Source organism: Ferrovibrio sp. GW821-FHT12F09 (assembly GCF_058806775.1).
In genome coordinates this window covers 422,408-443,892 of the sequence record NZ_JBXAPZ010000002.1, presented here as the reverse complement: position 1 = coordinate 443,892, position 21,485 = coordinate 422,408, and the positions used below count along the sequence as shown (strand labels likewise).

General features: G+C 64.1%; 30 protein-coding genes. 19 read left to right on the top strand and 11 right to left on the bottom strand.

Annotated features, from left to right (window positions below; translation table 11 throughout):
* The first annotated feature begins 1 nt into the window (after nt 1).
* The 4 genes from AC1ROB_RS15100 (at nt 2) to AC1ROB_RS15085 (ending at nt 3,135) form a co-directional block, all read left to right on the top strand.
* Complete coding sequence (locus tag AC1ROB_RS15100; protein WP_492970306.1) at nt 2-328, top strand: low molecular weight protein tyrosine phosphatase family protein; 327 nt, start codon at nt 2-4, stop codon at nt 326-328.
* 78 nt (nt 329-406) lie between these two features.
* Nucleotides 407-2,035 carry an ABC-F family ATP-binding cassette domain-containing protein gene (locus tag AC1ROB_RS15095; RefSeq protein WP_492970307.1) on the top strand — a complete coding sequence of 543 codons (1,629 nt, stop codon included), beginning with the start codon at nt 407-409 and terminating at the stop codon, nt 2,033-2,035.
* Nucleotides 2,036-2,080: 45 nt separating this feature from the next.
* Nucleotides 2,081-2,731: an FABP family protein gene (locus AC1ROB_RS15090; RefSeq protein WP_492970308.1), complete on the top strand. Its 651-nt coding sequence runs from the start codon at nt 2,081-2,083 to the stop codon at nt 2,729-2,731.
* On the top strand, nt 2,728-3,135 hold the full coding sequence (locus tag AC1ROB_RS15085) for a DUF1801 domain-containing protein (protein WP_492970309.1): 408 nt from the start codon (nt 2,728-2,730) through the stop codon (nt 3,133-3,135). The genes AC1ROB_RS15090 and AC1ROB_RS15085 overlap by 4 nt, the downstream gene beginning before the upstream one ends.
* Here AC1ROB_RS15085 and AC1ROB_RS15080 read toward each other — a convergent pair.
* On the bottom strand, nt 3,132-3,530 hold the full coding sequence (locus AC1ROB_RS15080; RefSeq protein WP_492970310.1) for a RidA family protein: 399 nt from the start codon (nt 3,528-3,530) through the stop codon (nt 3,132-3,134). The genes AC1ROB_RS15085 and AC1ROB_RS15080 overlap by 4 nt on opposite strands.
* A gap of 98 nt (nt 3,531-3,628) precedes the next feature.
* Between AC1ROB_RS15080 and AC1ROB_RS15075 the strand changes: the two genes are divergently transcribed.
* Nucleotides 3,629-4,528, top strand: coding sequence for a LysR family transcriptional regulator (locus AC1ROB_RS15075; protein ID WP_492970311.1), 900 nt, complete (start codon nt 3,629-3,631; stop codon nt 4,526-4,528).
* 15 nt (nt 4,529-4,543) lie between these two features.
* Here the strand turns inward: AC1ROB_RS15075 and AC1ROB_RS15070 are convergent, their stop codons facing one another.
* Nucleotides 4,544-5,014, bottom strand: a complete 471-nt coding sequence (locus AC1ROB_RS15070) for a VOC family protein (protein ID WP_492970312.1) — start codon at nt 5,012-5,014, stop codon at nt 4,544-4,546.
* Nucleotides 5,015-5,169: 155 nt separating this feature from the next.
* Between AC1ROB_RS15070 and AC1ROB_RS15065 the strand changes: the two genes are divergently transcribed.
* The 6 genes from AC1ROB_RS15065 (at nt 5,170) to AC1ROB_RS15040 (ending at nt 9,038) form a co-directional block, all read left to right on the top strand.
* On the top strand, nt 5,170-5,499 hold the full coding sequence (locus tag AC1ROB_RS15065; RefSeq protein WP_492970314.1) for an ArsR/SmtB family transcription factor: 330 nt from the start codon (nt 5,170-5,172) through the stop codon (nt 5,497-5,499).
* A complete protein-coding gene (locus AC1ROB_RS15060; RefSeq protein WP_492970315.1) occupies nt 5,496-5,960 on the top strand; it encodes an SRPBCC family protein in 465 nt (154 codons plus the stop codon). The genes AC1ROB_RS15065 and AC1ROB_RS15060 overlap by 4 nt, the downstream gene beginning before the upstream one ends.
* A gap of 15 nt (nt 5,961-5,975) precedes the next feature.
* On the top strand, nt 5,976-6,392 hold the full coding sequence (locus AC1ROB_RS15055; protein WP_492970316.1) for a GFA family protein: 417 nt from the start codon (nt 5,976-5,978) through the stop codon (nt 6,390-6,392).
* Nucleotides 6,393-6,484: 92 nt separating this feature from the next.
* Nucleotides 6,485-7,666 carry a formate-dependent phosphoribosylglycinamide formyltransferase gene (gene purT / locus AC1ROB_RS15050; protein WP_492970317.1) on the top strand — a complete coding sequence of 394 codons (1,182 nt, stop codon included), beginning with the start codon at nt 6,485-6,487 and terminating at the stop codon, nt 7,664-7,666.
* Nucleotides 7,667-7,785: 119 nt separating this feature from the next.
* Nucleotides 7,786-8,616, top strand: a complete 831-nt coding sequence (locus AC1ROB_RS15045) for an aldo/keto reductase (RefSeq protein ID WP_492970318.1) — start codon at nt 7,786-7,788, stop codon at nt 8,614-8,616.
* Between the two features lie 23 nt (nt 8,617-8,639).
* Nucleotides 8,640-9,038, top strand: coding sequence for a RidA family protein (locus AC1ROB_RS15040; protein ID WP_492970319.1), 399 nt, complete (start codon nt 8,640-8,642; stop codon nt 9,036-9,038).
* A gap of 25 nt (nt 9,039-9,063) precedes the next feature.
* On the opposite strand, the gene AC1ROB_RS15035 is transcribed toward AC1ROB_RS15040, so the two are convergent.
* A complete protein-coding gene (locus tag AC1ROB_RS15035) occupies nt 9,064-9,843 on the bottom strand; it encodes a potassium channel family protein (protein ID WP_492970320.1) in 780 nt (259 codons plus the stop codon).
* A 126-nt stretch (nt 9,844-9,969) separates the two neighbouring features.
* Between AC1ROB_RS15035 and AC1ROB_RS15030 the strand changes: the two genes are divergently transcribed.
* From AC1ROB_RS15030 to AC1ROB_RS15005, 6 genes are all read left to right on the top strand, one after another.
* Nucleotides 9,970-10,308: an ArsR/SmtB family transcription factor gene (locus AC1ROB_RS15030; RefSeq protein ID WP_492970322.1), complete on the top strand. Its 339-nt coding sequence runs from the start codon at nt 9,970-9,972 to the stop codon at nt 10,306-10,308.
* Entirely contained in the window at nt 10,301-10,789 is a 489-nt protein-coding gene (locus AC1ROB_RS15025; protein ID WP_492970324.1) for an SRPBCC family protein, read from the top strand. Before AC1ROB_RS15030 ends, AC1ROB_RS15025 begins: the two co-directional genes overlap by 8 nt.
* Nucleotides 10,790-10,823: 34 nt before the next feature.
* Nucleotides 10,824-11,357 carry an SRPBCC family protein gene (locus tag AC1ROB_RS15020; RefSeq protein WP_492970325.1) on the top strand — a complete coding sequence of 178 codons (534 nt, stop codon included), beginning with the start codon at nt 10,824-10,826 and terminating at the stop codon, nt 11,355-11,357.
* A 74-nt stretch (nt 11,358-11,431) separates the two neighbouring features.
* Nucleotides 11,432-11,791: an ArsC family reductase gene (locus tag AC1ROB_RS15015; protein WP_492970326.1), complete on the top strand. Its 360-nt coding sequence runs from the start codon at nt 11,432-11,434 to the stop codon at nt 11,789-11,791.
* Between the two features lie 71 nt (nt 11,792-11,862).
* Entirely contained in the window at nt 11,863-12,309 is a 447-nt protein-coding gene (locus AC1ROB_RS15010) for a MaoC family dehydratase (RefSeq protein WP_492970327.1), read from the top strand.
* Nucleotides 12,310-12,425: 116 nt separating this feature from the next.
* On the top strand, nt 12,426-12,932 hold the full coding sequence (locus tag AC1ROB_RS15005; protein WP_492970328.1) for a DUF1993 domain-containing protein: 507 nt from the start codon (nt 12,426-12,428) through the stop codon (nt 12,930-12,932).
* Here the strand turns inward: AC1ROB_RS15005 and AC1ROB_RS15000 are convergent, their stop codons facing one another.
* The 7 genes from AC1ROB_RS15000 to AC1ROB_RS14970 form a co-directional block, all read right to left on the bottom strand.
* Nucleotides 12,933-13,805 (bottom strand): NAD-dependent epimerase/dehydratase family protein, encoded by an 873-nt coding sequence (locus tag AC1ROB_RS15000; RefSeq protein WP_492970329.1) that lies wholly within the window; start codon nt 13,803-13,805, stop codon nt 12,933-12,935.
* Between the two features lie 53 nt (nt 13,806-13,858).
* The gene (locus AC1ROB_RS14995; protein WP_492970330.1) at nt 13,859-14,275 is read right to left on the bottom strand and encodes a GNAT family acetyltransferase; all 417 of its coding nucleotides are present in this window, start codon (nt 14,273-14,275) and stop codon (nt 13,859-13,861) included.
* Nucleotides 14,276-14,281: 6 nt separating this feature from the next.
* A complete protein-coding gene (gene hutC, locus AC1ROB_RS14990; protein WP_492970331.1) occupies nt 14,282-15,055 on the bottom strand; it encodes a histidine utilization transcriptional repressor HutC in 774 nt (257 codons plus the stop codon).
* Nucleotides 15,056-15,059: 4 nt separating this feature from the next.
* Nucleotides 15,060-15,842, bottom strand: a complete 783-nt coding sequence (locus tag AC1ROB_RS14985; RefSeq protein ID WP_492970332.1) for an ABC transporter ATP-binding protein — start codon at nt 15,840-15,842, stop codon at nt 15,060-15,062.
* Nucleotides 15,839-16,615 carry an ABC transporter permease gene (locus tag AC1ROB_RS14980; protein ID WP_492970333.1) on the bottom strand — a complete coding sequence of 259 codons (777 nt, stop codon included), beginning with the start codon at nt 16,613-16,615 and terminating at the stop codon, nt 15,839-15,841. Before AC1ROB_RS14980 ends, AC1ROB_RS14985 begins: the two co-directional genes overlap by 4 nt.
* A gap of 68 nt (nt 16,616-16,683) precedes the next feature.
* Complete coding sequence (locus AC1ROB_RS14975; RefSeq protein ID WP_492970334.1) at nt 16,684-17,652, bottom strand: ABC transporter substrate-binding protein; 969 nt, start codon at nt 17,650-17,652, stop codon at nt 16,684-16,686.
* Nucleotides 17,653-17,728: 76 nt separating this feature from the next.
* Nucleotides 17,729-18,529 carry a phytanoyl-CoA dioxygenase family protein gene (locus AC1ROB_RS14970; protein WP_492970335.1) on the bottom strand — a complete coding sequence of 267 codons (801 nt, stop codon included), beginning with the start codon at nt 18,527-18,529 and terminating at the stop codon, nt 17,729-17,731.
* Between the two features lie 346 nt (nt 18,530-18,875).
* On the opposite strand from AC1ROB_RS14970, the gene hutH reads away from it, so the two are divergent.
* On the top strand, nt 18,876-20,405 hold the full coding sequence (gene hutH, locus AC1ROB_RS14965) for a histidine ammonia-lyase (RefSeq protein ID WP_492970336.1): 1,530 nt from the start codon (nt 18,876-18,878) through the stop codon (nt 20,403-20,405).
* 356 nt (nt 20,406-20,761) lie between these two features.
* Complete coding sequence (locus tag AC1ROB_RS14960; protein ID WP_492970337.1) at nt 20,762-21,031, top strand: HU family DNA-binding protein; 270 nt, start codon at nt 20,762-20,764, stop codon at nt 21,029-21,031.
* Between the two features lie 60 nt (nt 21,032-21,091).
* Here AC1ROB_RS14960 and AC1ROB_RS14955 read toward each other — a convergent pair whose 3' ends face one another.
* Nucleotides 21,092-21,460: an SET domain-containing protein gene (locus tag AC1ROB_RS14955; RefSeq protein WP_492970338.1), complete on the bottom strand. Its 369-nt coding sequence runs from the start codon at nt 21,458-21,460 to the stop codon at nt 21,092-21,094.
* Nucleotides 21,461-21,485: the final 25 nt, after the last annotated feature.

The window sequence follows — 21,485 nt, the reverse complement described above, 5'->3', positions numbered from 1 at the left end:
CGTGACAAAGCTCTTGTTCGTCTGCAGCCGGAACCAATGGCGCAGCCCGACTGCAGAGGCGATCTGGCGCCGCCGGCCCGGCTTCGATGTCCGTTCGGCAGGCACCAGTCCGAACGCGCGCAAGCCTATCGGCCCGGCAGATATCCATTGGGCAGATATAATATTTGTCATGGAGCACAAGCATCTGAAACGCCTTCGAGCGGAATACACGCAGCTGCTTGAACACAAGCGGGTGTACGTTCTAGATATTCCCGATGACTATCGCTTCATGGACCCTGAGCTGGTGGACATGCTCGAAGAGTCCGTGAATTCATACCTTGCCACTTAATGTAGGCCCTGAAAGTACCGCGCGTGGGCGCGGGTACCGACCAGAATCGCCTCAGATTTTCCAGCCCACACGGACCCTATGATTCGTCTCGATAACGTCAGCAAGCAGCACGGCCACCAGATCCTGTTCATCGATGCGTCGATGGGCCTCCAGAAGGGGGAGAAGGCCGGGCTGGTCGGGCCGAATGGCGCCGGCAAGTCGACCCTGTTCCGGATGATCGTCGGCGAGGAAAAACCCGACGATGGCCAGGTGGCGATCGATACTGGGATGACCATTGGCTATTTCAACCAGGATGTCGGCGAGATGTCCGGCCAGAGTGCCGTCGCGGCGGTGATGGACGGCGTCGGACCGGTGAGCGCGCTGGCCGCCGAAATGGCGCAGCTCGAGGCCGCGATGGTCGATCCGGACCAGGCCGACCAGATGGACGCCATCATCGAGCGCTATGGCGAGGTGCAGGGCCGCTTCCAGGAACTGGATGGCTATGCGCTGGAAGCGAAGGCGCGCGAGGTGCTCGCAGGGCTCAGTTTCAGCCAGGAGCGCATGGATGGCGATGTCGGGCTCTTGTCCGGCGGCTGGAAGATGCGCGTGGCGCTCGCCCGTATTCTGTTGATGCGCCCCGATGGCATGCTGCTCGATGAACCGAGCAACCATCTCGATCTCGAAAGCCTGATCTGGCTCGAAGCCTTCCTCAAGGATTATGACGGCGCGCTGCTGATGACCTCGCATGATCGCGAGTTCATGAACCGCATCGTCGGCAAGATCGTCGAGATCGACGGCGGTTCGCTCACCACCTATTCGGGGAATTACGATTTCTACGACCAGCAGCGGGCGCTGAACGAAAAGCATCGCCAGGCGCAGTTCGAGCGCCAGCAGGCCATGCTGGCCAAGGAGATCAAGTTCATCGAGCGTTTCAAGGCGCGCGCTTCGCATGCCGCCCAGGTGCAGAGCCGGGTGAAGAAGCTCGACAAGATCGAACGTGTCGAGCCGCCGCGGCGGCGTCAGGCGGTGCAGTTTGAATTCCGCACGCCGCCGCGCTCGGGCGAAGACGTGGCGAATTTCAGGGATGTGCACAAGAGCTATGGCAGCCTGTCGATCTACACAGGGCTGGATTTCCAGGTGCGCCGCAAGGAACGCTGGTGCATCCTGGGTGCCAACGGCGCCGGCAAATCCACCCTGCTGAAACTGATCGCCGGCGATACCAAGCCAGACCAGGGTACGGTGGCGCTGGGCAGCAGCGTGAAGATGGGCTATTTCGCCCAGCATTCGATGGACCTGCTGGACGGCGACGACACGATTTTCGAAACGCTCGACAAGTCATTCCCGCAGGCCGGACAACCGGCGCTGCGCACGCTGGCCGGCTGCTTCGGCTTCTCCGGCGACGATATCGAGAAGACCTGTCGCGTGCTGTCGGGCGGCGAGAAGGCGCGTCTGGTGATGGCCAAGATGCTGTACGACCCGCCGAACTTCCTGGTGCTCGACGAACCGACCAACCATCTCGACATGGCGACCAAGGAAATGCTGGTGGCGGCGCTGGCGGATTTCGAGGGCACCATGCTGTTCGTGTCGCATGACCGCCATTTCCTCGCAGCGCTGTCAAACCGCGTGCTGGAACTGACGCCCGAAGGCGTGCACCAGTTCACTGGCGGCTATACCGAATATGTGGCGCGCACCGGCCAGGAAGCACCGGGGCTGCATCCTGGCGGCTAGTCAGCAGGTGAGGCGGCATTCTGAGGCGTTAGACGGGGGAGCGGCATGAATCCATTTCCAGAAGACATTTTCACCGAACCGGAGGATGTCGATCCCGACACCCTGGCGAATCTGGGCCCGCTGCGCCGGCTCGCCGGTGTGTGGGAAGGCAAGAAGGGCATCGACCTCAATCCGAAGGCCGATGGCCCGGAGCGCCGGCAGTATCTTGAGCGCATCGAGATGCAGCCGATCGATCCGCAGGCCAATGGTCCGCAGCTGCTCTACGGCCTGCGCTACCACGTGCACGTCAACACGCCGGAAGAAGACATCACCTTCCACGACCAGACCGGTTACTGGCTGTGGGAACCGGCGACCGGCCTGGTGATGCAGACGCTGGCCATCCCGCGCGGCCAGACCGCGCTGGCGGTCGGCCAGGCAAAGCCCGATGACCTGAGCCTGGTGGTCAACGCCACGCGCGGCCAGACCAATTACGGCATCTGTTCCACCGATTTTCTCGAATACGCCTTCCGCACGGATTCCTACCGCCTCGAAATCACCTTCGACGCGGACGGCAGCTGGAAATACGTGTCAGACACCATGCTGATGGTGCGCGGGCGCAGCGAGTTGTTCCGGCATCGCGATGTGAACCGGCTGGTGAAGGTGGCGGAACCGCAGCCAAACCCGCTGCTGCTGCGGCAGAGGGAAAAAACCGCATGAGCGCCGCCAAAGCTACATCCCCCTCGAAGCTGATCGACGCGAAGATCAAGGCGCTCGGCGACTGGCGTGGTGAGACGCTCGCCCATGTCCGCGCGCTGATCAGGGCGGCTTTGCCGGACGTGGTCGAGACGGTGAAGTGGCGCGGCGTGCCGGTGTGGGAGAGCAACGGCATCCTCTGCACCGGCGAGACCTACAAAGCAGTCGTGAAGCTGACCTTCGCCAAGGGCGCATCGCTTGACGATCCCAAGGGCCTGTTCAACGCCAGCCTTGAGGGCAATACCCGGCGCGCCATCGATATCCACGAAGGCGAAAAGATCAACGCCACGGCTTTCAAGGCGCTGATCCGCGCCGCCGCGGCGCTGAATGCGGCGGCGCGCAGCAGGACGAAGCCGAAGCGCGCCTAGCCCTTCGCCGGAATGCGGGCAACCACCTTGAGTTCGAAATCGAAGCCGGCCAGCCAGGTCACGCCGACCGCTGTCCAGGCCGGATAGGGCGGTTCGCCGATTTCCTCGTCGCGGACCTTCAGCACGGTATCGAACTGCGTTTGCGGATCGGTGTGGAAGGAGATGACGTCGATGACGTCGTCGAAGCTGCCGCCCGCCGCCGCCAGCACGGCCTTCAGATTGGCGAAGGCGCGCCGCACCTGATCCTCGAAGACCGGTTCGGGTGAGCCGTCGTCGCGGCTGCCGACCTGGCCCGAGACGAAGAGCAGGTCGCCGGCGCGGATGGCAGGGGAATATTTGTGCAGGTCGTACAATGCATGGCTGTTGGCGGGAAAAACGGCGTCGCGTTTGGTCATGTCGGGCTCCTGGGTGTGAATGCAGGGCTAACATAAGGGCGGGAGATTAATGGGATTAGGCGTGGAAATCTGTATAAGCTGATGTAAAATCCCCAGTAATGTCCCGCCCGTCGCTTCACGACCTGACCGCTTTCGTGGCGGTCGCCACCCACCGCAGTTTCCGGCGCGCCGCTGACGAACTCGGCACCGCACCGTCCACGCTGAGCCATGCCATGCGCGGCCTGGAAGAGCGTCTGGGCGTGCGCCTGCTGAACCGCACGACGCGCAGTGTCTCGCCGACCGAGGCCGGGTTTCGGCTGCTGGCCAGTCTGCAAACCGCGCTGGCCTCGCTCGACGATGCGCTGGGCAGCGTCGCGGCCTTCCGCGGCAAGGTCGCGGGCACGGTGCGGATCAACGCGCCGCGTCTGGGCGCGGTGCTGCTGGTACGCCATGTCCTGCCGCGGATGGCGGAGCGCTTTCCCGATGTGACGGTGGATCTGGTGGTGGAAGGCCGGCTGGTCGATATCGTCTCGGGCGGCTTCGATGCCGGCATGCGGCTGGCAGACTCGATTCCGCGCGACATGATCGCGGTTCCCTTCGGTGGGCCGATAGGATTTATCTGCGTCGCCTCGCCGGACTATCTGAAACGCGCGGGTGTGCCGAAAACGCCCGACGAGCTGATGCGCCATCGCTGCATCGGCCATCGCCTGCCGGGCGGCAAGCTTTATCGCTGGGAGTTCGAGCGTGCCGGACAGGCGCTGGTGATCGATGCGCCCGGCTCGGTCATCCTTGATGACGAGGAGCTGATGGTGGAGGCCGCCGTGAAAGGCTTAGGCGTTGCCTATGTGGCGAATGCCGCCGCCACCGCAGCGCTCAAGGCGAAACAACTGCGCACGGTACTGTCTGCCTGGATGCCGGCGGAGGAAGCCATCGCCGTCTATTATCCCGGGCATCGCGCCGTGCCGCCGGCCCTGCGCGCGTTCCTCGATGTGGTGAAGGAAGTGGGCAGGGGCCGGTAAGGCTTGGCCATCGATTTAGCCCTTTGCTGCCGCTTCCAGCCCGGCGATATCGAATTTCACCATCTTCAGCATGGCCTCGGTGACGCGCTTGGCCACCGCCGGATCCGGGCTGCCCATCAGTTCGCCCAGGCGTTTCGGTGTGATCTGCCAGCACAGGCCCCAGCGGTCGCGCAGCCAGCCGCATTGTTCGGTCGAACCGCCATCCTTCAGGGCATCCCACAGGCGGTCGATCTCGGCCTGGGTCTCGCATTCGACAATGATCGAGAAGCTGTGGTTGAACGGATCCAGCGGCCCCGCCTGGATGGCCATGTAGCGCTGGTCGCCCAAGGTGAAGCCCGCCAATGTCACGCTGCCGGCCGGCCCGCTGGGTGTCTCGGCGGGCAAGGTTGAAACCCAGCCGACCGACGAGCCGGGGATCAGCGATGTGTAGAAGCGGATAGCCGCCTCCATGTCTTTCTCGAACCAGAGATGCTGCGTGACTTTCATGATGTGTCCTTCTGTGTGGCCGGCCCGCAAGGGCATGTGATCCAAGGACGGTGCGGCCGGCCCCGTTCCGACAGGCCGGCGCAAAAAACGTTGCGGTTCGGTATCGGCAATAAATTAGCATTGACTAATCAATAAGTGACTGCTAATATGATTTCATGATTGAAGCAGCCCCCATCAATGCCGTCATGCGCGCGCTCGCCGATCCTACCCGGCGCGCCGTCTTCGAACGGGTCGCCAATACCAGCGAGATCACCGTGGCCGAGCTGACGCGCGGCAGCGGGGTGACGCAGGGCGCGGTCTCGCAGCACCTGAAGGCGCTGAAGCAGGCCGGGCTCGTCATCGAACGCCCCGAGGGCCGCAACGTTTATTACCGCGCCCAGCCGCAAGGGCTGGAGCCGCTTTTCGACTGGATGAGCCATTACAGCGTCTTCTGGCGCGAGCGCTTCGCCGACCTCCGCACCCTCCTGAAGGATATCGATCCATGAGCACTCTCGCCGTGAAGCCGCAGGCGCAGTCCATCGTGGTCGACGAGGTCTTCCACCATGCGCCGGACATTCTCTGGAAAGCGATCACCACCGGCGCCCTGATCGGGCGCTGGATGATGGAGCCGACCGGTTTCGAGCCGGTGGAGGGCACGCGTTTCACCTTCAAGACGGCGCCGGCCGGCGCCTGGGACGGCATTATCCGCTGCCAGGTTCTGGAGGTGAAACCGAACGAGCGCTTCGCCTATGCCTGGACCGGCGGCGATGAGGGCAATGTCGGCTATGGCTCGCGGCTGGATACGGTGGTGACCTTCACGCTGACCAAGGTGCAGACCGGCACGCGGCTTCGCCTGGAGCATTCCGGCTTCGTCCTGCCGAAGAACGACACGGCCTATACGAATATGAGTCAGGGCTGGGTCAAATGCGCCCGCAACCTCGACGGCGTCGCCGGCGACCTGGACTGAACAGGAGAGACGACCATGAGTAAGCCTTACACGGGCGGCTGCGCCTGCGGTGCAATCCGCTATGAGATCGCCGCCGAGCCGGTCTTCTCCAATCATTGCCAGTGCCGGCACTGCCAGCAGGAGAGCGGCACCGGCCATGGCTCCTACATCACCTTCCCGAGCCGCAAGGATGTGACGTTGACCGGCAAGGCGGCCCATTGGGATCTGCGTGGCGACAGCGGCAGCATGAAGACCCGCGGCTTCTGCGCCACCTGCGGTTCGCCGGTCTATCTCACCTTTGCGGCGATGCCCGACATCTTCACCATTCATGCCGCCAGCCTGGACGATCCCGGCCGTTTCACGCCCCAGGTGGTGACCTATGCGATGCGCGGCCATGCCTGGGATCATCTGGATCCGGCGCTGCCGAAATTCGACAAGATGCCGCCGGGCTGATAACGGGACGGGCGCGGCGGCGGCCGGCTCGCCTAGCCATGGCGGGGCAGATGCACTAGAACGTGGTCTGCTGATTCCAGAGGAATGGGGACATGGCCGCCACTGCAAAAATCCTGTTGCTCGGCTCGGGCGAGCTGGGCCGCGAATTCGTGATTTCCGCCAAGCGGCTGGGCGCCCATGTCGTGGCCTGCGACAGCTATGCCGGTGCGCCGGCGATGCAGGTGGCCGATGAATACGACGTCTTCTCGATGCTGGATGGCACAGCTTTGGGTGCCGCCATCGACAGGCACAAGCCCGATTTCATCGTGCCGGAAGTGGAAGCCATTCGCACCGAGGTGCTGAAGGACTATGAGGACCGTGGCCAGAATGTGGTGCCTTCGGCGCGCGCCACCATCATGACCATGAACCGCGATCGCATCCGCGAGGTTGCCGCCACCGAACTCGGCTTGCCGACCTCGAAATACCTCTATGCCGAAAGCCTGGAAGAGATGCGCGCCGCCGTCGCCAAGGTGGGGATTCCCTGCGTGGTCAAGCCGGTGATGTCGTCGTCTGGTAAAGGCCAGAGCACGGTGAAGACGCAGGCCGATGTCGACAAGGCCTGGAATTATGCCGTGGCCGGCATGCGCGGCGACCGCGTCTGCGTGATCGTCGAGGCCTTCATCGCCTTCGATTACGAGATCACGCTGCTCACCATCCGTACCCGCGACGGGGTCGTCTTCTGTCCGCCGATCGGGCACCGGCAGGAGCGCGGTGATTATCAGGAAAGCTGGCAGCCGACTCCGATGTCGGACAAGGCGATTGCCGAGGCGCAGCGGCAGGCGAAAGCCGTGGTCGACAATCTCGGTGGCTATGGCCTGTTCGGCGTCGAGTTCTTCATCAAGAATGACGACGTGATTTTCTCCGAGTTGTCGCCGCGCCCGCACGATACCGGCATGGTGACGTTGATCTCGCAGAACCTGACCGAGTTCGACCTGCATGCCCGCGCCATCCTCGGCCTGCCGATCCCCTCCATCACGCAATACGGCGCCAGCGCCTCGGCGGTGATCCTGGCCGATCGCGATTCCAGCGATTTCTCGGTGGAAGGTGTCGCCGATGCCCTGCAGTCGCCGGGCCTGGGTATCGACATCGATGTGCGCATCTTCAACAAGCCGACCACGCGGCCTTATCGCCGCATGGGGGTGACGCTGGCGCTGGTACAGGACGGCGATACCGATGTCGCGCGCAAGGCTGCGAAGGCTGCTGCCGACAAGGTGAAGATCAGCTATCGGAGCTGAAGCGGTCTGCCGGCGAAAGCTGTTTTTCCGGAATAGAAACAATCGGTGGCTGGCGAGGGCTGGAAAAAACCGCAACGTCACCCATGTTCTGCGCAGACCGCATTGCATGGAAAATTAAAATGACCGCCCAGACCATCCTCAAACTAAATGACGGCCGCGCCATCCCGCAAATCGGGCTGGGCGTATGGCAGGCCACCGACGCGCAGGCCGCCATGGCGGTGCGCACAGCGCTGCAGGCCGGCTATCGCCATGTCGACACGGCCGCCATCTATAATAACGAGACCGGCGTGGGTGAGGGTATTCGCGCCGCCGGCGTGAAGCGCGAGGATGTCTTTGTCACCACCAAGCTGTGGAACGATGCGCAGGGGGCCGATACAGCACTCAGGGCCTTCGACCAGAGCCTGAAGCGGCTCAAGCTCGATTATGTCGATCTTTACCTGATCCACTGGCCGGCCCCGCGCAAGGGGCTGTATGTCGAGAGCTGGCGTGCCCTGATGACGCTGAAAGACCAGGGCCGGGCCAGGTCGATCGGCGTCTCGAATTTCACCGCCGAGCACCTCGACCGTCTGATCGGTGAAACCGGCGTCACCCCGGTGCTGAACCAGATCGAACTGCACCCGCGCTTTCAGCAGCGCGCGCTGCGCGAGGTCCATACCCGTCTCAAGATCGCCACTCAGTCTTGGAGCCCGCTTGGCCAGGGTCAGCTGCTGTCCGATTCGGTGATCGGTGCGATTGCCGCCAAGCACAAGCGCACGGTGGCGCAGGTCGTGCTCCGCTGGCATGTCGAGGCCGGCCTCATCGCCATTCCGAAATCGGTGACGCCCGGCCGCATCAAAGAGAATTTTGATGTTTTCAATTTCGCCCTTGATGCCGACGACATGGCGCAGATCGCAAAACTTGATACAAAGGATGGCCGCATCGGCCCGGATCCGATGACGGCAGCATTCTGACCGGCATTTCAGCAGGGGAGAACATGTCCATAGACCGCAGCAATCCATCGGGCCTGGCGAAGCCGACCGGTTATACGCATGTCACCGTGGTTTCGGCTGGCCGCCAGGTTCATATCTCGGGCCAGGTTGCGCTGGATGCCGAAGGCAACCTTGTCGGCAAGGGCGACCTGGGCGCGCAGACCGAGCAGGTACTGAAGAATCTGAAAACCGCGCTGGCCTCGGTCGGCGCGGATTTCTCGAAGGTGTTCAAGATGGTCACCTATGTGGTGGACCTCTCGCCCGACAAGCTGCCGGCCGTGCGCGGCGCGCGGGCGAAGGTTTTCGGCGACGGACCCTATCCGGCCAGCACGCTGGTCGGCGTCACCGCGCTGGTCAATCCGGATTTCCTGATCGAGATCGAAGTCATCGCCGCGCTGGATTAAATATTGGTCTGGACTGAAGCGCCCTCTAGACCGCGCCGTCGTCCGGGATCGGCAGCACACGGCCGCAATGCTTGCAATGCACGGCGTCGCGGTCGTGGATGCGGAGCGCGCAGTCCGGGCATTCGAAGCGCACCTTGTGCGGGCGGAAGATCGCCTGCAGCAGCCGCAGGAACAGGCTGACGCCCACAATCATGATGAGCACGGCCAGCAGCCGGCCGCCAGGTCCCACCAGGGTGATGTCGCCAAAGCCCGTCGTGGTCAGCGTGGTTATGGTGAAATACAGCGCATCGATATAGGTCGCGATGCCGTTGTTGATGTTGTGTTGCGTCACATAGACGAAGGACGTGACGATGAAGACAAAGACCGCGAGGTTGAGGCTGCGCTGGATCACGTCTTCATAAAGGCGGAAGCGCTGCGACGTGGCGCGCAGGTCCTTCAGCAGCCGGTAGGAGCGCAGCAGCCGCAGGGCGCGGAAGACGCGCAGGAAGCCCAGATTCTCCAGCACCGCCGGCAGGAACAGCGAGGCGATCACCGCGATGTCGGTGGCGGTCGCAAGGGTCAGCAGATGCTGGCGGCGGTCTTTCTCGGCATAGAGGCGGGCGGCGAATTCCAGCGTGAGCAGGGCGCCAAGCGTGAAATCGAGCGGCAGCAGCCACCACTGGTCCTGCGCGGCCGAGGCAACGATGAAGACGGCGATGGTGAGCAGGTCGAAGCCGATCAGGCTGTAGCGGAACAGCCGCGCCCGGCGGCTGTCGCCGAAATACAGGGCCTGCAGCGTTGTGCGGAAGCTCGTCTCGCGTGGCATGGGCCCTCGGCTGCCGGGCGGTTCATCCTACAGTCCTGATTTTAATGGGCTATTTCCGTGCTTGACGCAACCGGGGCGTCTCTTGTATTAAACCAAAAGGTTATTTAACTAACAGGTTTAATTCAGATGGCCATCGACCACCTCAGCACCACGCTGTCCGCGCTTGCCGATCCGACCCGCCGGGCGATCCTGGCGCGGCTGGCGCTGGGCGAGGCCTCGGTCGGCGAACTGGCCGAACCCTTCGAGATGTCGATGCCGGCCGTGTCCAAGCATCTGAAGGTGCTGGAGCGTGCCGGGCTGATCACCCGGGGTCGCGAGGCCCAGTGGCGGCCCTGCCGGCTGGAGGCGGGACCCTTGCGCGATGTTGCCGGCTGGCTCGAGGAATACCGCCAGTTCTGGGATGCCAGCCTGGATCGGCTGGATGCCTATCTGACCGCGATGGAAAAGGAAGAGGGCCATGACTGAGATCGCCGTCCCGGCCGCCGACCGCGAACTGACCCTCACCCGACTGATTGCCGCGCCGCGCGCCAGAGTCTTCGCCGCCTGGACCGAGGCGAAGCATATGGCGCAGTGGTGGGGACCGAAGGGCTGCACCACGCCGGTCTGCGAACTGGATGCACGGGTGGGCGGTGCGATACGGCTGGTCATGCGCACACCGCCGGATGGCAAGGACCGTCCGCTGAACGGCGTGTTCCGCGAGATCGTGCCGAATGAACGCGTGGTCTTCACCCTCAGCATCGACAACAGCACCCATGCCTGGGACGACCTGCCGGTGCCCGATGCCGTCCACGTCGTGACGCTGAGCGACGAAGCCGGCAAGACCCGGCTGACGGTCACCACACGCGTGAAGACGGTCGCTGATCGGGACTTCCTGGCCAGCAACGGCCACGGCGAGGGCTACATGTCCAGCCTGATACGCCTGGAAGAGCTTGTGACCCGGTCCTGATTTTCCACCCCAGAAGAAACAGAGAGAAGAAGCGATGTTGAAGATTCTTGCCATTGTTGCCGGCGTGCTGGTCGTCGCCATTGTTGCCGTGATGATCGTTGCCGCCACGCGGCCCGACGAGTTCCGCACCGCCCGCAGCACCAGCATCAAGGCGCCGCCGGAGAAGATCGCGCCCTATATCAACGACCTGCGCCGCCATGTGGAATGGTCGCCGTGGGAGAAGATGGATCCGGGCATGACCCGCAGCTACAGCGGATCGCCGGCCGGCGTGGGCCAGCATTACGACTGGGACAGCAAGAAGGATGTCGGCGCTGGCAGCCTGGAGATCACCGAGATCACGGCGGCGCGCACCAAGATGAATCTCGACTTCACGCGGCCCTTCAAGAGCAACAACTTCGTCGAATTCACCTTCGAGCCGAAGGGGGACGCCACCGAGGTCACCTGGACCATGCATGGCATCACGCCCTATGTCTTCAAGATCGTCCATGTCTTCATCAATCCGGACAAGATGGTGGGCGGCGCCTTTGCCCAGGGCCTGGCCGACCTGAAAGTGCTGGCCGAGAAATAGGCCGCTTGCGAATCGTCGCGTCGTTCCGGCATAAAGCCCCGATCCCCCAAGCTTCCGGCTGCTGGAGCGACGCGATGAGCCTCACGATCTATGGCATCAAGAACTGCGACACCATGAAGAAGGCCTTCACCTGGCTTGACGATCATGGCATCGCCTATGATTTTCACGACTACAAGAAAGAGGGCATCGCCAAGGGCAGGCTGGACGCCTGGTGCAAGGCGCTCGGCTGGGAAACCGTGCTCAACCGCGCCGGCACCACCTTCCGCAAGCTGCCCGATGCCGACCGCGAGGGTCTCAGCCAGGGTAAGGCGATTGCCCTGATGCTGGCGCAGCCCTCGATGATCAAGCGGCCGATGCTGGATCTCGGTGACGGCAGCCTGCTGATCGGCTTCAAGCCCGAGGCCTATGCGGCGGCCTTCAAAAAGAAGGCCTGAGTTCATAAAAGAGACCTGCGCATCGGTTCCCGTGGCGGCATAATCCGGCCATACGGAGACAGGACCGCAGCATGGACAAACTCTATCTGGACGACCTGAGCGTGGGGCAGCGCTTCATCAGCGGGACCCATGCGCTGGACGAGGCGCAGATCAAGGCCTTTGCCGGCCAGTTCGACCCGCAGCCCTTCCATCTCGATCACGAACAGGCAAAAGCCACGCTGTTTGGCGGCCTGGCCGCCAGCGGCTGGCACACGGCGGCGATCACCATGAAGCTGCTGGTGGCGTCCGCGCCGCTGGCCGGCGGTATCCTCGGCGCCGGCGGCGAGCTCGCCTGGCCGCAGCCGACCCGGCCCGACGACGTGCTGCATGTGGAAGCGGAGATCGTCGAGATCATCCGCTCGAAATCGCGGCCGGACCGAGGTTCGGCGATGATGCGGATCGAGACCAGGAACCAGCGGGGCGAGATCGTGCAGACCTTTGCCGTCCGCACCGTCGTCCCCGTGCGGCCGCAGGCCTGAAAGACCGCCGGCGGGCTTGCCAATCCGCCGGGCTTACCTACTTGGTGGCGGGTCAACCGGCAGCAGACCGGCCAGTGGGGGCTGGGCCTGCCGATCCGACCAGGAGATCATCACCAATGTCGCTTTCGATGTACCAGGCCTCCGTGCCGGTCTTTACCCGTGCCCTCGGCATGCTGTCCAACCTGCTGACCAAGGCCGAGGCCCATGCCGCCGCCAACGGCCTCACGCCGTCCGACCTACTGGATGCCCGGCTGGCGCCGGACATGTATGCCCTGACACGCCAGATCCAGGCCGCCGCCGATGCCGCCAAGTTCGGCGCCGCGCGTCCGGCCGGCGTCACGCCGCCCAGCAACCCGGATACGGAGACCAGCTTTGCCGAACTGCAGGCGCGGCTGAAGGCGATGATCGATTTCATCAACGGCATCGGCGAGGCGGCTTTCGAAGGCGCCGAGACGCGCCCGGTGGTGGTCAAGACCGCCAATGGTGAACTGAAGTTCACCGGCCAGAGCTATCTGCTCACCTTCGCGCTGCCGAATTTCTTCTTCCACGCGGTCACGGCCTACGACATCCTGCGCCACAAGGGCGTGGCCCTGGCCAAGCGCGACTTCCTCAATCTGGGCTGATCAGCGCGCCAGGCCTTCGCGATAGCTGGCGTAGAACGGACGCCAGCCGAGCGCGGTCCTGGCCCGCGTATTCCTGAGCCGGAAGGACGGAAAGCCGGCCGCCCCACCGGTGTCCGGCGCGGGCTGGCCGAGGCTGGCGGCGATGAAGCCGAAGACATCGCGCCATGGCGCCGGTGCATCGTCGCAGACGATCAGCGTCTGCCGCGACGGCCAGGCTGCCACGGCGTTGGCGGTGGCCGCCGCCATGTCGGCGATATGCACCAGCGAGACATAGTCGCTGCCGTCACCGGGCATGCGCAACTTGCCGCTGGCTGCGCCCGCGAACCAGCGCTCGTCGAAGCCAGTGCCCGGCCCGTAGAACAGGCCGCCGCGCAGAATGATCCAGTCTAGTCCGGATGCCCTGATCGTTGCTTCCATCGCCAGGGCGGCATGGATTGCCTTGCCCGCGATCGTATCGGTCGACGCGGCAAAGACGTGATCTTCATCTGACCAGGCGTCGCTTCCCGATGCGTTCACGAAGCTGATGCTCTGCTGCAGGATGCGCGTGATGCCGGCCGCGCGGCAGGCCGCGATGAAATGCGGCGCACCCTCGACGCGCAGCTTGTCGTTCGCGGCGAAGTCTCCGCGGCCGCTGGGGCCGGGCAGGGTGGTGGCGAGATTAATGGCGGCGGAACAGCCGTCAAAGGCCGCCGTCATCGCCGCCGTATCGAAAATATCCGCAACCCGCACCGTCGCGCCGCAGGCCCGGGCAACCCCGGCGGCCTCGGGGCGCCGGACAATGGCGGTCACCGCATGACCGGCGGTGACAAGGCGCGGGATTAGGTGGCGCGCATAGACGCCGTTGCCGCCCAGCATGGCGATCTTGTCCGTCATGGTCGTCTCTCCCCAATAGCGCTGGGAAGACTATGACGGGTTCTGCCTGCGGTCTACTTGCCGTCGAAACGGCGGCTGAAGATCACGCGCGGCTCTTCAATATAGCCGAGGGCTTGGTAAAAGGCGCGCACCCTGTCGTTCTCGGGCCGCACCATCAGCATCACCTTGGGGATGCCGCGCGCCTTCACCCAGTCTTCGGCCGCCGCCACCAGCCGGCGGCCGATCCCGCCCTTCTGCAGGGCGGGATCGACGGCCAGGTAATAGAGCCAGCCGCGATGGCCGTCATGGCCAACCATGACGCTGCCGATAACCTTGCCATCCTCATCGCCGATGAGGATGGTCGATTCCGCTTTCGAGATGCAGGTGTCGATGTCGCTGCCGGGATCGTTCCACGGCCGGGTCAGGCCGCAGGCTTCCCACAGGGCGATGACGGCGGCGCGATCTTCGCCGCGATAGGGGCGGATATCCATGATGGCTCAGCCGGATGTCTGGTTGCCGTCGGGCCGGAAGCGGCTGCCGAGCCGGTAGCGCGACGACGGGTGCAGGAAACGCACCAGCGTCACCGTCGTGCCGCGGTTCCAGGTGCGCCGGGTCAGCAGCAGGCAGGGTTCGGTCGCCGGCATATGCAGGCGACTGGCCTGGTCGGCGGTTGGCAGCACGGCATCCACCACATGCTCGATCTGATCGCAGGGCACATGGCGTACCAGGTATTCGCTGGGCGGAATCTCGGTAAAATCCTGCGCCAGGAAATCCGGCGCCATCTTCGGGTTGACGTAGCGGTCTTCCAACTGCACCGGGGTTTCGTTTTCCAGATGCAGGCAGACGATGTGATAGACGGACTCGCCCGGCGTCAGGCTGAGCCAGGCGGCGATCTCCGGCGGCGCGGCGATACGCTCGGCGACCTGCAGCACGCAGCGATAGTCGTGCCCGCGCTGGCGGATTTCACTGGCGATATTGGCGATCTGCAGCAGTGTCGACTGCGGCTTGTCCTCGGCGACGAAGCTGCCGACGCCGACCACGCGCACGATGCGGCCCTGGTCGACCAGTTCGCGCAGGGCCCGGTTCACGGTCATGCGCGAGGTGCCGAACTCGACGAGCAGTTCATGTTCCGAGGGCAGGCGATGGCCTGGTGGCCAGGAGCCATCCTGGATCTTGCGCTGGATGTAATCCTTCACCTGCTCATACAGCGCCATGGCCGGCGCCGTGGCCGACGCGGTTCGGGTAAGTTTGCTGGCGCTGGCGGTGGTCATGGCATCAGTGATCGGCAGCGATGGCTTCGGCGCGGATTTCCTCGGTCAGCCGCGCCTTGATCGCCATGAATTCCGGCGAGGTCTTGATGGTGTAGGGGCGCGGATGCGGGAAGTCGGTTTCCACTTCCGTCTTGATCCGGCCGGGGCGGGCGGTAAAGACCACCACGCGGCTGGCCATGAAGATCGCCTCGTCGATGTCGTGGGTGACGAACAGCACGGTCTTCTGCGCCTGCTCCCAGATGCCGAGCAGCAGTTCCTGCATCAGCACGCGGGTCTGGTTGTCCAGCGCACCGAAGGGCTCGTCCAGCAGCAGGATCTTTGGGTCATTCGCCAGCGCCCGGGCAATCGCCACGCGCTGCTGCATGCCGCCCGATAATTGCTTGGGGTAATGATCCTCGAAGCCGCGCAGGCCGACCTGGGCGATGAAGCGTTCGCTGATCTCGCGCTGCTGTTTTGCAGGCATGCCCTTCTCGCGCAGGCCGAAGCAGATATTCTGCCGCACGGTCAGCCAGGGAAACAACGTGTAGCTTTGGAACACCACGCCGCGGTCGGCGCCCGGGCCGATCACCGGTTCGCCATCCAGCAGGATGTCGCCGCTGGTCGGCGTCTCCAGGCCGGCCACCAGGCGCAGCAGGGTCGACTTGCCGCAGCCCGATGGGCCCAGCACGGTGATGAAGTCGTTGTCGCCGACTTCGAGGCTGACGGGCAGCAGGGCCTGGGTGGGCGGCGCATCGCGGCGCACGCCGGGGAAGGTCTTGCTGACGTTCCGGATCGAAAGACGGCTCACCGCAGCAGACTCCACGAGAACAAGCGTTGATTGAGTTTCTTGAAAGCGAGATCGGAGATCAGGCCGACCAGGCCGATCACCACGATGCCGGCGATGATATGGTCGGTCGCCATCAGCGCCTGGCTGTCGGTAATCATATGGCCGATGCCCGAGGAGGCACCGATCAGTTCGGCGACGATGATGTAGGTCCAGCCCAGGCCCAGCACCTGGCGCAGCGCCTCGCAGATTTCCGGCGCGGCGCCCGGCAGCAGCACGCGGCGGATCACGCCGGTATCGGTGCAGCCCAGCGTATAGGCGGCTTCCACCAGGTCGCGGCGGGTGGCGGCGACAATCATGGTGATCATCAGGGTAAGCTGGAAGAAGCAGCCGAGGAAGATCACGGTCAGTTTCTGCTTTTCGCCGATGCCAACCCACAGGATCAGCAGCGGAATGAAGGCCGAGGCCGGCAGGTAGCGGGCAAAGGAAATGAAGGGCTCGAAGAAGGCCTCGATCGGCTTGTAGGCGCCCATGGCGATACCGAGCGGCACGGCAATGATGGCGGCGATGGCGAAGCCGCCCACCACACGCCAGATGGTCATGGCCACGTCGAAGCTGAATTTCTGGTCGAGAAAAAGATGTATCCCGGACTGCAGTGTCTGCCATGGGTTCGCCAGGAAATGCGGCGGCACCAGGCCGGTGACGGTAATCAGGGCCCACAGCCCCACAAAACCAACGAAGAACGCTATGCCAAGAACGATACGGCTCTCGCGCGTCACGGGGACGAGCAGTTTCATACGGACCTCGGCATGGTGTTCATCATCGGTATCTGCGGGACTGTGGGCATTGTACTGATCTTACGCTTTTAGTTCAGGAAGCTGGTGTCAAACAGGCTGTCCATGTTGGTCGGCGCGGTCTTGATCACGCCGATTTCCTGCAGCAGCACGGCGGCTTCCTTGTTGAAGGCCTGGATTTCGCCATTGAAGAACTTCTTGTTGGCCTCGCGGTCGGCCCATTTGATCATCGACTGCGACTTCTCGAACTGCTCGGCCGTCTGCTTGACGTCGGCGCCCATGATGGTGAAGGCCTTCACCTTGTCCTTGGCGATCATTTCCAGCGACTCGAAGTAGCTTTCGACCAGCGCCTTCACGGCCTTCGGGTTCTCCTTGATGAACTTGGGCGTGCAGCCGAAGCTGTCGAAGACCATCGGATACTGCAGCGAGTCAGCGATCAGCTTGCCCGACTCCGGCTTGTTGCGCACGAGGCTCAGATACGGCTCGTAGGTGACGGCGGCGTCGAGGCCGGCAGTGCCGGCGACGAAGGCATTGGCGGCCGGGGCCGGCTCCAACGTCACCAGGGTGACGTCGCTGAGCTTCATGCCGTTCTTCTTCAGGATCCACGACAGGGTGAAATGCGGGTTGGTGCCGGGTGCCGAAGCGGCAACCGTCTTGCCCTTCAGGTCGGCGACCTTCTCGATGCCCGGCTTGGCGACGATGCCGTCCGAGCCCATGCCCTGGTCCATCTTGAACAGCTGCGTGGTGGCGATGCCGTTGGTGTTCCACACAATCCAGGTTTCCACCGTGGTGGCGGCGCACTGGATGTCGCCCGAGGCGAGCGCCAGATGGCGGTCCTTCTGCGGGATCTTGGCGATCGTCACATCGAGGCCGTTCTTCTTGTAGATGCCGGATTCCTTGGCCAGCGTGATCGGCGCGAAACCGGTCCAGCCCGAGATGCCGATGCCGACTTTGGTTTCCTGCGCCTGGGCCAGCGAGGCGGAAACGGCGAGGGCGGCGCCGAGCAGGGTGCCGACTGCAAGTTTGGTGGATGTGGACATCGTGGTCTCCGTGAGAGGTGAAGCGTGAAAGATGAACGGGACGCCCCGGCTGCAACTGGGCCGGGACAGGGTGAACTCAGGTGATGGACGCGCCGGCGGAATAAATGACGGGAAAGATCGGCGCATCGAACGGATCGCCATCGGCCATGGTCAGGCCGGTGAACGGCGGCGATCCCTTGCCGGCACGCTGGGCGTAGACGGCATCGTCGCCGACCCAGCGGGCGGAAAAGACCCGGCGCATGCGCGGCGAATGATTGGCCGGCGCGCCATGTACGGTACGGAAGTTGAAGGCGATGGCATCGCCCGGCTGCATGTCCCAGCCGGCGATGTCCAGCTCGCTGCGCATGCCCTCGATATCGGGCATCACTTCGAAATCGTCGTTGTCGTAGAGCCGCGTGCCGTTGAAGCGCATCGGCCGGAAATCCTTGCCCCAGCGATGCGAGCCGCGCACGCATTCCATCACCACGTCGCGCGGCACCGGATCGAGCGGAATCCAGAAGCTCACGCTCTGTTTGCCGTCGACGCAGTAATAGGGCTGATCCTGGTGCCAGGGCGTGATGGTGCTGCCGCCCGGCTGCTTGACCAGCACATGGTCGTGGAAAAAGCGCCCGGTCTTCGAGCCCATCAGGGCGGCGGCAACCCGGGCGGCATCGGACTGCTTCACGAATTGTTCGAATTCAGGGATGCGCTGCCAGTTGCACAGATCCTGGAAGAACGGCGCCGAGCCGTCTTCGGGCTTCACCGTGCGCTCCAGCGGACTTGGATTGGCCATCAGGGTTTCGATGCCGGCGCGCAGCGGCTCGACCCAGGGCTTGAACACACCGCGCAGGACAATCACGCCGTCCTGCTGGTAGGCCGCCACATCGTCCGGGCTCACCAGCGCCTCTTGGCTGACTGGCGACTGTTGTACGGCACTCATCCCCACCCCACTAGATTGGTCTATACAGGTTGGAAAGCACAAAGCATGCCATGGCTTAGTGCCTGTCGGGGCGCGGTGCGGGCGATGCCCGGATGCTGAAGAAGGCTGTATTCAGCGGCAACCTGCCCATGTTTTGGGCCTTGTTGTCGCGCCCCGCCTGCTTGCGTCCTGGTCGTTTCGACCACCCCCGACGCTGCCCAGATTAAGGCCGTGGCGCGAAACTCGGCAAGTCAAATAATCATGTATAGACAACTGAACGGACCGGGCCTTAGGCTGACCGGGTCGTCGGCAGGGGAGATTCGTCATGCGTTATCGTTTGCAGCCCGGAAAACTGCCATTGCGTGACCTTGCCCGGCTGTATCGCGGCGAGGGCCCGATGGCGATCGATCTCGATGAAACCGCCCGCGGCCCTGTGGAAAAGACCGCGGCCCTGGTCGCCGCCGCGGCGGCTGGCGAAGCGCCGGTCTATGGAATCAACACCGGGTTCGGCAAGCTGGCGAAGGTGCGCATCGCGCCCGACCAGGTGGCGGAGCTGCAGCGTCGCCTCGTGCTAAGCCATGCCGTGGGAACTGGCCCGCTGCTGCCCGATGCCATCGTGCGGCTGATCCTGCTGCTCAAGATCAACAGCCTCGCGCAGGGACTCTCGGGCGTGCGCTGGCAGACCATCGAAGCCCTGCTGGCCCTGCTCAATGCCGATGTGCTGCCCTGCATTCCCGCGCAGGGCTCGGTCGGCGCCTCGGGCGATCTGGCGCCGCTCGCACATCTGGTGCTGCCGCTGATCGGTGTCGGGACCGTGCGGATCGATGGCGTGGAGCTGCCCGCCGCAGCCGGCCTGGCCAAAGCGCGGCTGGCGCCGCTCACGCTGGGCGCCAAGGAGGGCCTGGCGCTGCTCAACGGCACGCAGGTGTCCACCGCGCTGGCGCTTGCCGGCCTGTTCGCCACCGAAGACGTGACGGCGGCGGCGCTGGTCACCGGCGCGCTCAGCACCGATGCCGCCGCCGGCAGCGACACGCCGTTCGATCCGCGCATTCATGCGGCCCGCGGCCAGCCGGGCCAGATCGCGGTGGCCGATATGCTGCTGCATCTGCTGGAGGGCTCGCAGATCCGCGCGTCGCACCGCACCGGCGATGAACGCGTGCAGGATCCGTACTGTTTGCGCTGTCAGCCCCAGGTGATGGGCGCGATCCTCGATCTGCTGCGCAACGCCGCCGGTACGCTCGCCTGCGAAGCCAATGGCGTCTCCGATAACCCGCTGGTGTTTGGCGAAGGTGAAATCCTCTCCGGCGGCAACTTCCATGCCGAACCGGTGGCCTTTGCCGCCGACATGATCGCCATCGCCCTGGCCGAGATCGGCAATATTTCCGAACGCCGCATTTCCCTGCTGGTCGATCCGGTGCTGAGCGGCCTGCCGGCGTTTCTCGCGCCGAACCCCGGCATCAACTCGGGTTTCATGATCGCCCAGGTGACGGCGGCGGCGCTGGCGTCGGAAAACAAGCAGCGCGCCCATCCGGCCAGCGTCGATACCATCCCGACCTCGGCCAACCAGGAAGACCATGTCTCGATGGCGGCCCATGCCGGCTACCGCCTGCTGGCGATGGCGGAGAATGTCGCTGGCATCGTCGCCATCGAATGGCTCTCGGCGGCCCAGGGCGTCGATCTGCGCCAGCCATTGCAGACCTCGCCGCGGCTGCAGGCTGCGCATCGGTTGCTGCGCGACCAGGTGAGCTTCATGGGCGAGGATCGTTATCTGGCGCCCGATCTGGCGGCGGCCAAGGCGCTGGTGCGCGCGGGCAGCCTGCGCCAGCTGCTGGCACAGGACCTGATCGCGGCCTGAGCCGTCAGGTCTTCGAGGTCAGCCGGCAGACGGCAAGCGTCACGGCGAAGCTGGCGAATGCGACGAGGACGCCGGCGAGGAAAAGCTGTTCCAAAAACGGCATGGGGAGACTCCTTCTGCGATGCCACGCAGACAGGCTATGCCGTCCCGGCGCCGGCCGGTTTGATCTGGATCAAGGCAGCGTCCGGTTGCCCGGAAAAAAGCGACTCGCATCCGGCTCGCGGCGAATCGGATTGTCAGCGAGTCAGGGTCCGCCTCGGGCTTGTCTGGGCCGTGGGATATGCTACCTCGGTTCACCCGCTGCGGATGGTCCGATTCTGTCTGGCGGGAGCAATCCGCAGAATTTGGAGAGGGCAATGAACAAGGCTGATTTGATCGAGATCGTCCGCGAGACCGCCGGCAGCACCAAGGCGGCGGCCGGTGAGGCCGTGGATGCGCTGTTTGAGGCGATGGCGAAGTCGCTGAAGAAGGAAGGCGGCTTCACCATCGTCGGCTTTGGCACCTTCAAGGTGTCCAAGCGCGCCGCCCGCAAGGGCCGCAACCCGCAGACCGGCGAGACGATCAAGATCGCAGCCTCGAAGTCGGTGCGTTTCAAGGCGTCGACGAATTTGAAGAGCCGGCTGTAAGCCCGGCACCCTTCGGCATGCAAAAGGCCCGCTGCTGCAGCGAGCCTTTTTTATTCCGGTTTATTCCAGCGCGAAGCTGTCGCAGAACTCGCCGTAATCGCAGGTGATTTCCTCACCCCTGGCGATGTCGCGCGCCGCATAGGTGAGCGGCGTGGTGTTGTCGGTGTTCGGCGTGGTGCTGTGGTTGATGAAGCGGGTGTTGTCCAGGCTGACCACCCAGCCGCCGGCAATCTGCGGCGTGACATAGCCGTAGCGGTCGACGAAGGCGCGCGCCACCTCGGGCAGGTTTTCGAAATCGCTTTGCGGAATGATGCGGTCGAAGGCGGGTTCGAAGCGCCAGATCAGCGTGCCCTTCTTGATGGGCTCTGCTGCGAACAGGCCGACGCCCTCGATGGTGCTGGCGGCGGTGTAGGTGGAAACCAGAAGCATGCCGGCTGACTCCGTGTGACCGGCG